This is a genomic window from Chitiniphilus shinanonensis DSM 23277 (assembly GCF_000374805.1).
Taxonomy (GTDB): domain Bacteria; phylum Pseudomonadota; class Gammaproteobacteria; order Burkholderiales; family Chitinibacteraceae; genus Chitiniphilus; species Chitiniphilus shinanonensis.
Genome location: NZ_KB895365.1, coordinates 1 through 10,172, shown reverse-complemented (window position 1 = coordinate 10,172; position 10,172 = coordinate 1). Strand labels below are relative to the sequence as shown.

General features: G+C 63.5%; 6 protein-coding genes. 1 reads left to right on the top strand and 5 read right to left on the bottom strand.

The window, feature by feature from the left end:
* The 3 genes from C556_RS0118515 to C556_RS21170 all read right to left on the bottom strand — a co-directional run.
* Positions 1 to 500: hemagglutinin repeat-containing protein (locus tag C556_RS0118515; protein WP_026263213.1), on the bottom strand; the 500-nt coding region annotated here is incomplete at its 3' end.
* A 271-nt stretch (positions 501 to 771) separates the two neighbouring features.
* Positions 772 to 1,053 (bottom strand): hypothetical protein, encoded by a 282-nt coding sequence (locus tag C556_RS0118510; protein WP_018749738.1) that lies wholly within the window; start codon positions 1,051 to 1,053, stop codon positions 772 to 774.
* A 327-nt stretch (positions 1,054 to 1,380) separates the two neighbouring features.
* Positions 1,381 to 1,665 (bottom strand): hypothetical protein, encoded by a 285-nt coding sequence (locus C556_RS21170; RefSeq protein WP_018749737.1) that lies wholly within the window; start codon positions 1,663 to 1,665, stop codon positions 1,381 to 1,383.
* Between the two features lie 166 nt (positions 1,666 to 1,831).
* Between C556_RS21170 and C556_RS22530 the strand changes: the two genes are divergently transcribed.
* Positions 1,832 to 2,062 carry a helix-turn-helix domain-containing protein gene (locus C556_RS22530; protein ID WP_281166419.1) on the top strand — a complete coding sequence of 77 codons (231 nt, stop codon included), beginning with the start codon at positions 1,832 to 1,834 and terminating at the stop codon, positions 2,060 to 2,062.
* Here C556_RS22530 and C556_RS23335 read toward each other — a convergent pair.
* Positions 2,053 to 2,325 carry a DUF6966 domain-containing protein gene (locus C556_RS23335; RefSeq protein ID WP_157236274.1) on the bottom strand — a complete coding sequence of 91 codons (273 nt, stop codon included), beginning with the start codon at positions 2,323 to 2,325 and terminating at the stop codon, positions 2,053 to 2,055. The genes C556_RS22530 and C556_RS23335 overlap by 10 nt on opposite strands.
* Positions 2,322 to 10,172, bottom strand: a 7,851-nt coding sequence (locus C556_RS0118500) for a hemagglutinin repeat-containing protein (RefSeq protein WP_018749736.1), incomplete at its 5' end; no start/stop codon positions are given. The genes C556_RS23335 and C556_RS0118500, both read right to left, overlap by 4 nt.

The window sequence follows — 10,172 nt, the reverse complement described above, 5'->3', positions numbered from 1 at the left end:
ATGCTGCTGCCGTGCGCGGTCTGCTGGTCCTGCGCCAGGTTGTATTCGCTCTTGCTGCTGCCGACGCTGATCTGCAGTTGCACGCCCATGTTGTTGAGGCTGTCGGGGGCATCGACCAGCTTGCCATCCACCATCGCCTTGGCGCCCGCCAGCTGGCTCATGCGGTAGATGCTGTCGGCGGCCTGCAGGGTCTTGACGGCGCTGAGGCGGCCGTCTTCGGCGTCGCCGGCCTGATCGAGGTTGGTGGCCACTTGTTGGGCCATGTCCACCAGCGCGCCACCCAGCCCGATGCTCAGCCCCGACTGCTTCTGCTTTTGCGTCTCGGCGTAGTGCTGCGTTTCCGCCGCCGCTTCGATCCGCACGTTGCGACCGCTGATGCTCAGGTCGCCACCGGCCAGCAGGTCGCTGGCCTGCACCCCGACGTCGCGACCGGCGTAGACGGTGACGTCGCCGGTGTGCAGCAGGTCGCGCGCGACCTGCCTATTGCTTGATCCCGGCATTGCTTGCGCAATCCCGGACAGCAACAGCAAGCTGGCAAGGAAAAGCTGGAGGGATGGTCGAATCGGCCGCATTAATAAGAATGACGTTTTATGGCGCGATTCAATATACGCGAATCAGGATGAAATGGGATATTGGAAAGCGATTCAGTTTTTATTGCACGCGGCAATCAATGATCTTGGGGTAAGCAATTACCTATATCTAGTCATTGGATCGCATAAAGAGCGGATGCCTATGAATGGAGTGGCACTGATGGGTGCCACCCGATGGGGATCAGCTCAGCACAGGCGCTTGCAACGCCTTGCAGCAAAGCTCAAGTTCTTCACGTTCCACGTCGCACAGGTTGGCCCAATCTTCGGCCATGCGACTTCCGATCCCAGCCAAGTCATGGGCGTTGGCGTGGACGGTGGAAAGCTCGGCTATGGCGCGGAACAGTGCGGCCAATTCGACGAAACCTTGTCGGGCTTGCGCGGCTTGGTCGATGGCTTGATCGAGCGAGGCGATGCAGGCGAGCCAAGGGGTGGTAGTGGGGACGGCGGGGTTGGGATGAGGCATGGTGAAATTCCTTTTCGGGGATTGTGCATCCGTCACCCCGAGTCCAAGCGAGGTGGGCGGAACCGTGCAGGTTGGACTACCGGGAAAAGGAACCGGCGCAGCTCGCGCTGCCCCACACGGCCCACCCAAAGGACAGCACCATGCAACGGACATAAAAAAGCCGCTTGCGCGGCGATGTCCGCCTTTTCAATTCCGGGAGTCCAAGCCCGGTCGCGTGATTGAACGCGACAGCGGAAGCATAGGCCGGATGGGTGCAGTTGTAAATGGGGCTAAAGGAAAGGAAGCGCTTGTCGGTCTACAGGCGACGGCGAGCTATCGGGCTAAATTTCACCGCCAATCGAATTCTTTATCAATTTCCGAGTCAGTCTTAAATCCAAATTTTAATCCAACCTCCAAGAGCTTGATGGCAGCCTTTCCCGAAACGTTAAACGGAAAAAGCTCAAGCATAGAGACTATGCTTTCATAGACTAAACCATATTCGCCTGCCTCCTGGAGCCATCCAGTTAGCTGTTCTATCTGAGCCTCATAGGAGAGTTGTTCAGAGGGAAAGTGCACAGCAACCTCCGGTTGCCCCCTGATCTCATTAAGCAAAAAAATCCAGGTTGTCTTCAATAAATTGATAGTCTTTCCTCATTTTTTCTCACGTCTCAATTTTCGTTATAGGCTACTCGATCAATTGAAGTGGCGACTTCGTTTTTTAATCCATAATACAATTGTGATGTACTTTCGCGCATGAAAAATTTGATGCCCTAAATTACCCCGTGACGCGCAAGACCAAATGCGTCGGCAAGCAATGCCAATGCGCGAATTGAATTTGCCATGGAAGACCATCGCCACGGTGATTGGGGTGCACCTGAGCACAGTCATGGCGTGGTCCAGACGCTATTCAGCGGAAGGTGAAGCGGGGCTGAAGTCGAAAACACGGGGTCGCCACTATTGGTCCGGGAGCACGCTGAGCCTGGCGCAGGAACGGCACTTACGCTCGATCATCGTCGGTTTTCACCTTTGACACAAAAAGTATAATTTCTCTCTTAATTTATCAAATTCATTATTTTCAGAAATCATGGGCTGCCCCCCTTCATACAAAACGACATCATTTAAAGAGCCCATCCCACCATACATAGATATTATTTTAAATAAAACATCACCACTATTTATTAACAGATCACCCTTTAATCTCTCAAATGCGCCAGCCCACTCATCGCCTCCTCCCGCGCGAAGCAACTCAATCATCCTTGTCATAACAAATTCAATTTCTTTCAAATTTTTCATTTCAACGGACTCGAATCAATAACCTTAACACCATTAATCAGCCAAGGTTTTTCCACGACTATCTGTTGCGTCCCCCCTACGTACACCCCACCTTGAGGAGCAACTTCGCCAACGTACACCTTTGTTCCTGCCGGAATTTTTACTTCAAATGCTGTATCTATTGGAGACTTTGCCCCACCCGGCCAGACCGGCAACACAGCTTTATCAATACGCTCTTGTAAAATTCCATTCGGCTTTTCTAAGCTGAAAAACTGACCAAGAGGTTGACTACTAGAACCCGCCCGATACAGAACAGTATCTTTTTCCAAAGTCATAACCGTGTATCGCCCCCCTGTAAAGGTTCCAGCTAAGTTGTCAGGCAAAGGCCCGGGATTGACATACGAGTAGGTGCCATTAGCGCGGCCCAGCGTAGCAGGGACACCTGGAATGCCACCCTGCAACGGCGCCACCGGCCGATCCTGCCCCACCATCTCCGCGTCCACCGGCGAGGGGTCGCGCGGTGCGGTCGTCGGCTTCACAGGCTTCACCGGCTTGCCCGCAATATCCCCCTCCAGTCCCGCCTTGTTCAAGGCAATAGCCGACAGAATCCCGGTGCCCAGCGCCGTAGCCGCTTTGGCATAGCCATACCAGTATTTGCCGCTGTCTTCGTCCAGCCCAAAGAAGTTGCTGAAGTTGTACAGCTTCGCCTCTTCCAGCAACCTTGCCTGCTTCGCTTCCGGGCTGGTTTCATACAGTAACGACATGATCTGCTGATAACCAGCCTGCTGCTCTTTCGGGTTCTGGTAGCCCAGGTTGGGGTAGGTGTTGGCTGCCTGTTGCGCTTTGTACCGTTCAACGTCGCAGGCAAATTGGTTACTGCCCTCGCAGGCGGCCCGCAACGCGGCATCGGCTTTTTTGTCCTTGGCATCCAGCGCTGCCAGTTCCTGCTCTTCCTTTTTGCTCAGCTCACCCTTGTCCCGCTTGCGTTCCAGTTCGGTCTTGCGCGCTTTGTCCTGGTGCTTGAGGTAGTTGTTCTCCACCGCGTTCTGCGCAATCGCCGTGCCGTTGGCCATGCTGGTCACATCCCCACCCGCCAGCCCGATCCCCGCCGCCGTCAGCACCTGCGTCGCCGCGATGAACAGGTCCGGGTGCTTGATGTTGCCCAGCTCGTCCTTTTCGAACGCCTGCGCCAGCGCATTGGGGAGCAGGTCGCCCAGGGCGCCGCTGCTCATCCCCACTTGCCAGTTGCCGCCAGTGAGCACCGCCAGGGCACCACCCAGGGCGGCGTGCGCGGCGATCTTTTCGGGGCTGCCTTCGTCGAAGGTGTCGCCGATGGCTTTGGCCGCCATGGCCGCGTACGGCTTCACCAGTTCGGCCATGGCGTCGTACATGGCCTGCTTTTCCGCAACTTTTTCCTTGTCGAAGATCTGCGCGATGGCGCCGTTGGCGTTGCTGGTGTCGCGGCTCAGTTCGGCGACGTCCTGTTTCTGGTTCGCCTGGTCGCGGATGGTGATGGTGCCTTCGCTGACCGCAGCGTGAGTGGTGCCGCTGGATTCGCCGCTCTGGCTGTTGCCCTTGGGCGCGAAGCCGGCCTTGCCGAAGCCTTGGTCCAGGCTGCCGCTGGTGCTGACGCTGATACCGACGCTGGTGGCCTTGTATTCGGCCTCGTTCTGCAGGTCGCTGAAGCCCAGGGTGCCGGTGTCCAGTTTGTTCTTGGCGGGGTCGGCGCTGCTGGCGATCACGCCGCCGTTGAGCTGGGTATGGCCTTCGACGTAGACGTTGAAGCCACCTTCGCCGGCGAACAGGCCGCTTTGTTCCTGCACCGACAGGTAGTCGCTGTCGGTCTTGGCTTTGTTGAAGCTGGCGCTGGCCTGGCCGCTCATGCTGCCGAAGGTGAAGCTGCCGCTGACGCCGCTGCTGCGCTGCTTGGCCTGGTAGTCGATGTCGTCCTGCTGGCTCTGGATCAGCAGGTCGCCGCCAACGTTGGCGATCACGGTCTTGCCGGTGGCCTGGGCGCCGATCAGGCTGGTGTCGCCACCGCTCTTGAGCGTCAGCGTTTCACCAGCGGTGACGGTGGTTTCCTTGTAGGTGGTGGCGTCGCCGTTGGTGAAGCCCTTGCTCTGGCTGGCGCTGCCGAACACGCTGATGCCGATGCCGCCGTTGCGGGCGCCGATGCCGACGCCCACTTCCCAGGCGCTGCTCTTGTTGTCGCTGCGTTCGCGCGCCAGTTCTTCGGCGCTGCGCAGGGTAAGGTCGTTGGCGGCGTCCAGGGTGATGTTCTTGCCGTCGAGCTGGCTGCCCAGGATGGTCAGGTTGCCCTGGCCGGTTTCGCCGTCGCCGCGGGCGACGATGGCGATATCGCCGCCGGCCTTGATGCTGCTGCCGTGCGCGGTCTGCTGGTCCTGCGCCAGGTTGTATTCGCTCTTGCTGCTGCCGACGCTGATCTGCAGTTGCACGCCCATGTTGTTCAGGCTGTCGGGGGCATCGACCAATTTGCCGTCCACCATCGCCTTGGCGCCCGCCAACTGGCTCATGCGATAGATGCTGTCGGCGGCCTGCAGGGTCTTGACGGCGCTGAGGCGACCGTCTTCGGCGTCGCCGGCCTGGTCGAGGTTGGTGGCCACTTGTTGGGCCATGTCCACCAGCGCGCCGCCCAGCCCGATGCTCAGCCCCGACTGCTTCTGCTTCTGGGTCTCGGCGTAGTGCTGGGTCTCGGCCGCCGCTTCGATCCGCACGTTGCGACCGCTGATGCTCAGGTCGCCACCCGCCAGCAGGTCGCTGGCCTGGATGCCAACGTCGCGGCCGGCGTAGACGGTGACGTCGCCCGCGGCGCTGCCGATCAGGCTGCCGGCGAGGCGCTGGGCGTCCTGGTCCTTGGTACCGTCGCTGCTCTGCTTGCCGAAGGTCACCCCCATGTCGCTCTGGAACATACCGCTGCCGCGTTTGTGGTCTTCGCTGCTACGACGGTCCTGTTCGCCGACGCCGCCGATGTTCACATCGCGACCGGCCAGCAGGTCGAGGTCCAGGGTGCTGGCCACCTGGCTGCCCAGGATGTTCAGGTCGCGCCCGGCCTGGATGGCGACGCTGTCGCCGCTGATCAGGCTGGCCACGGCGGTGCTGCTGGCCTCGCTGCTGTTGCCCCAGCTTTCGCGTTTGCCGACGGCGTTCTTGGTCTGTTTGCGATAGTCGTTGTCGATGCTGTGCTGATCGACGTCAGCGCTGATGTTGACGTCCTGGCTGGCGGCCAGTTGGATGGTGCCGCCCTGGCCCAACAAGGCATTGAGGGCGCTGGTGTCGGTTTCCCTGATCTTCAGTTGGCTGCCGATCAGGTTCAGATCGCCGTCCTTGGCGATCAGGGTGAGGTCGCCGCCGCTTTGCAGCACGCTGCCGTTGACGGTGTCGTCGCCGCTCACGGTGTGGGTGTAGCCGCTGCCGTGGCGGGATTGCTCGGTGGTGGTGTAGTCGGCGTCACGGGTGTCGTGGCTGGCGACGATGTCGATCTGTCTGGCGATGCCGGTCAGTTCGCCAGCGGCGTCGAGACTGCTGCCGCGCACGGTGAGCTGGTTGCCGGCCAGCAGGATGGCGTCGCCACCGGCGCTGAGCTGGCTGCCCAGTTGTTGCACGCTGCTGTCGCGCACCTTGATCGAGCCGTCGATCTGCCAGTCGTTGCGGCTGGCCACCGTGCCGATGGTCAGGTCGCGCCCGGCGGTCAGCACCAGTTGCCCGTCGCTCTTCACTTGCGCGCCCAGGATGTTCAGGTCCTGCCCGGCTTCGGCGTACAGCTCGCCGGCATGCACGGTGGCGATACGGTCGATGTTCACCCGCGTGCCGCCGGCGGCGCTGGTGGTATTGGTGGCGCTGGCCAGGTTGAGGTTGCGGCCGGCCACCAGGCTGACCAGATCGCCCTGGATGTCGCCGCCCAGGTTCAGGTCTTCACGAGTGGTCAGGCTCAGGTCCTGGGCGGCGATGCGCCCGCCCAACTGGTTGAGGGTGTCGGCGGTCAGCGCCAGCCGTTGTTTGGCCTGGAGGTCGCCGCTGCTGGTGAAGGTGCCCTGGGTTTCCAGCTGGATGTCGCGGGCGGCGATCAGGCTGCCGTCGCCGCGCAGGTCGTCCGCCGCCACCTTGAGGTAGACCTGCGGCACCAGCACGCGCTCGACGCGGCCGTCGGCCAGCACGATGTCGCGCGCCACCAGCCAGACGATGTCGGTGGTCAGCGCGGCCATCTGTTCGGCACTGAGCGCCACGCCGATGTTCAGCTGGTATTGCTGGGCAAAGGCGGCGCCGGCGGCCATCAGCGCGGCGTATTGCTGCTCGCTGCTGGTGTAGTCGCCGATATAGCGCTGGCCGGTGGCCAGCATGATCTGCTGCGAGATCAGTTGCTGTTCGTAGAAGCCGTCGCCCAGGCGCTTGAACACGCGATCCGGGTCGGTGTTGAGTTGTTGCAGCAGGGCGTCGGAGCTGAGCCAGGCCTTGCCGCCCAGGAAGCGCGGGTCGGTCTCGATCAGGTAGGGGTGGCCCGGTTCGACGTGGGTCTGGTAGAGCTGGTTGGTGGGCAGCGTCAGCGTGGGTGACGGCACGCGGATGGTTTGCAGGCCGCCCGGTTGCGGCAGCTCCAGGATGCCGCCCAGCGGCGGCAGCAACAGGCGGCCGGCGGCTTCAGCCGGGGTCAGGCTGATCACCGGGCTGCGGCGGGTGCCTTCGGCCAGCAGGGTGGGCGGATCGAGCACTTCGCCCATCTGGATCCGTGGCAGTTGCCCCACGCCGGGGCCATTCCCCAGGCGCGTGCGGCCGACCGCGGCGATCGATTGCGGCCCCAACGTGGCGTCGATCTGGACGGCGCCGGTCCGAATCAGGCCGGTGCCATCACGGGCCAGGGTGCCGACGGCGATCTGGACCAGGGGTTTGGCGCCAATGCTGGCGCCCTGGGCGGCGCCGGCGTCGTTGGCATCGAAGCGGTAGACCGGCAGGCCGATGCTCTGGGCCTGCGGGGCGGGCGCATAGCGTTCCTTGCCTTCGTATTTACGGTCGGTATCGCCGCCAAACAAGCCGGATGACACCAGATGGGTATATTCGCCGGTGCCGTCTTCAATACTGATGATCTGCTGGCCTTGAGCGCCAATGTTGTTGGGGTCGCTGCTGTAGCTGGCGTACAGCCCCCCACCAGCGACGATCTGGCTCTTGTCGTTGGTCAGGGTGTTGCCGTCGAGCGTCATGTTGCCGCCAGACAGGATCTGCGCCGGCGCGCTGCGCAGGGTGACGTCCTCAGTGGTGACGCGGGTGTAGCGGTACTCGGTCCAGTCCTTGAACGAACGCTGGTAGAGGTCATTGTTGAAGGCACCGATAGCCGCATTCAACCGGGCATAGGCCGCCAACCAATCCGCATCGGCGACTTCTTTGTCGTCGTCGTAGACACCGCACTCGGGAATCAGGTCGGGCCGTGTGCCATTGCACTGGCTTGGCTTGGTCGGCATAGCAACCGTGGGCGGCGCGACATTCCACTTTGCCCAGATCGGGTCGGTTACCCCATAAGCAAAATAGAGCTCCATGTTGGCGCCACCCGAGCAGTTCGCGCCGGGCCTGCATTGCTTGGTTTCGATCAGCGACAACGGCGCGCTGCCGTAGATCGCGATGGGGTAGCGGCTGGACTCCACCACCAGCCGCCCGTGATCCCAACTGCCATTGATCACCGCTTGGCTGGTGGACAAATGCTCGGTACGGGCATTGATGACGTAATCGACCACCGCTTCCCGCCCGGTCTCCACCCGCTGCGTCGCGTAATCGGTATTGATGTTGTTGAGTGCCCCCGCCCCGATGCTCAGGTTGCCCCCCGCCTCGATCCGCGCCGACAGGTTGTCCACCGTGCCCGCCCAGCCCTGGGCGCGGTTGGCCCCGTCCAGGCTGCCGCCGATGGTCATATCACCCACGCTGTAGATCAGGCCGTCGCGCTGGTTGGCGATGGTGTTGCCGGCCAGGTCCAGCCGGTCGCGCGCGGCGATCACGGCGGTGCTGGCGTTGTTCAGGCTGCCGGCCTGGATGGCGAGTTGGTCGCCATAGATGCGCGCGCCGTTGTTCAGGCTGCCGGCCACCACACGCACCGCGCCGCCGTCGATCAGGCCCTGGTTCTCCAGGTGGCCATTCACCGCGACGTTCAGGTTGGGCGCGTACAGTTCGCCGCCGGCGCTGTTGTTCAGCGCGCCGGCGTTCACGTTCAGGGTGTGGTTGGCCGCCATGCGGGTGACGTTGGTCAGGGTGCCGCCGACGTTGACGGTGGCGGTGCCGGCCGCTTCGACCACGCCGTCCTGGTACAGGTCCTGGCGCACGGTCAGTGCCAGGTCGCCGTTGGACTGCACGGTGCCGATGCCGTCGACGGCGGTGGCGGTCACGTCCAGGCGGGTGCCAGCTTGCAGCTTGCCGCCCTGGTTGCGCAGCAGCGCCACGTCCACCACGGCGTTGCCGGCGGCGCTGGCGATGCCATGGCGGTTGTCCAGGGTGCCGGCGGTGAGGCCCAGCCGGGTGCCGCCCACCAGTTGGCCGCCCTGGTTGTCGACGGTGCCGCCGGCGACGTTGAGTTGCAGCCGGTCGGCCTCCAGCCGGCCGCCCGCGGTGTTGTTCAGGTTGGCGGCGGTCACCGTCAGGCCGGCGCCGCCCACCAGCTTGCCGGCGGCGTTGTTCAGGTCGCCGCTCAGGCTGACGTTGCCGTTCTGGACGGCGATGACCCGACCGCCCTGGTTGCCCAGGCTGGCGGCGGTCACGTTGAACAGGCCGCCGCTCTGGATGTCGCCGTTGGCGTTCTGGAGGTCCTGCGTGGTGCGCAGGGTGAGGTCGCCGCTGGCGCCCAGCCAGCCCTGGCGGTTGTCGATGCGACCGGCGTCGACGGTGAGCTTGCCGCCCGCCAGGATGCCCTGGCTGCTGTTGTTCAGGTTGCTGAGGGTGCCGCTGCCCAGCGCCAGCGTGGTGTCGCCGCCGCTTTGCAGCAGGCCGCCGGTGTTGTTCAGGCCGTTGGCGGTCACGCTCAGGGTGCGCGCGGCGGTGATGCGGCCGCTGCTGCTGTCGAGCAGGTTGGCGGTGCTCAACGTCAGGTCCTGGCCGCTGGCGATTTCGCCGCTGCGGTTGTCGAGGGTCGCGGCGGCCACGTTCAGCAGGCCGTTGCCCAGTTTGACCAGCTTGCCGCCCTGGTTGTCGACGCGCGCGGCGTTCACGGTGATCTGCTGGCCTTGCAGGGTCAGCGTCTTGCCGGCGTTGTCCAGCGTGCCCTGGCTGCTCAGCGTCAGTTGCCCGCCGGAGATCAGTGCGGCGCCACCCGCCGCCAGGCTGTCGCGCCCGCGGATGGCGGCATCGCCACCCGCGCTCACCGTGGCGCTGCGCAGCGCCACGTCATTGCCGCTCAGGTCGATGCCGCCGCCCGCCAGTACCTTGCCTTGCAGGTCGATGCGGCTGGCGCTGGCGGTGAGCTGGCCGTCGCCGCCCAGCGTGCCGTCGTCCTGCAAGCCGGCCACCAACACGCCGTTGCCCGTCAATTGCCCCGCCGTCACGCCCAGATCGCCGGCCGCGCCGATCAAGCCTTGTTCGATATCCAGCGCGCCCTGCGTGGTCAGTGTCAGCCCGCCGCCGCTGGTGAGTTGCGCATTGCGCGCGGACAGCGCCTGCGTGCCGCTGAGGGTGGCACCCTGGCGCCCTTCGACCTTGCCCTGCGCCAGATTCAGCGTGGCGGCCTGGGCCTGCACCGTGCCGCCCGCCAGCAGCGCGCCGCTGGAGGTCAGGGTGTCGCCCACCGTCAGGTGCAGGGTCTGGTTGCGCGTCAGTGCGCCGTTACCGTCCACCCCGGCGGCCAGGGTGCCGCTCTGGCTCAGGGTCTGCGCGGTGATGGT

What these genes read in the sequence shown, in the direction of transcription:
- C556_RS22530 (WP_281166419.1), top strand. Translation starts at nt 1,832, where the DNA reads ATGCGTCGGCAAGCAATGCCAATGCGCGAATTGAATTTGCCATGGAAG.
- C556_RS23335 (WP_157236274.1), bottom strand. Translation starts at nt 2,325, where the DNA reads ATGAAAAATTTGAAAGAAATTGAATTTGTTATGACAAGGATGATTGAG.
- C556_RS0118510 (WP_018749738.1), bottom strand. Translation starts at nt 1,053, where the DNA reads ATGCCTCATCCCAACCCCGCCGTCCCCACTACCACCCCTTGGCTCGCC.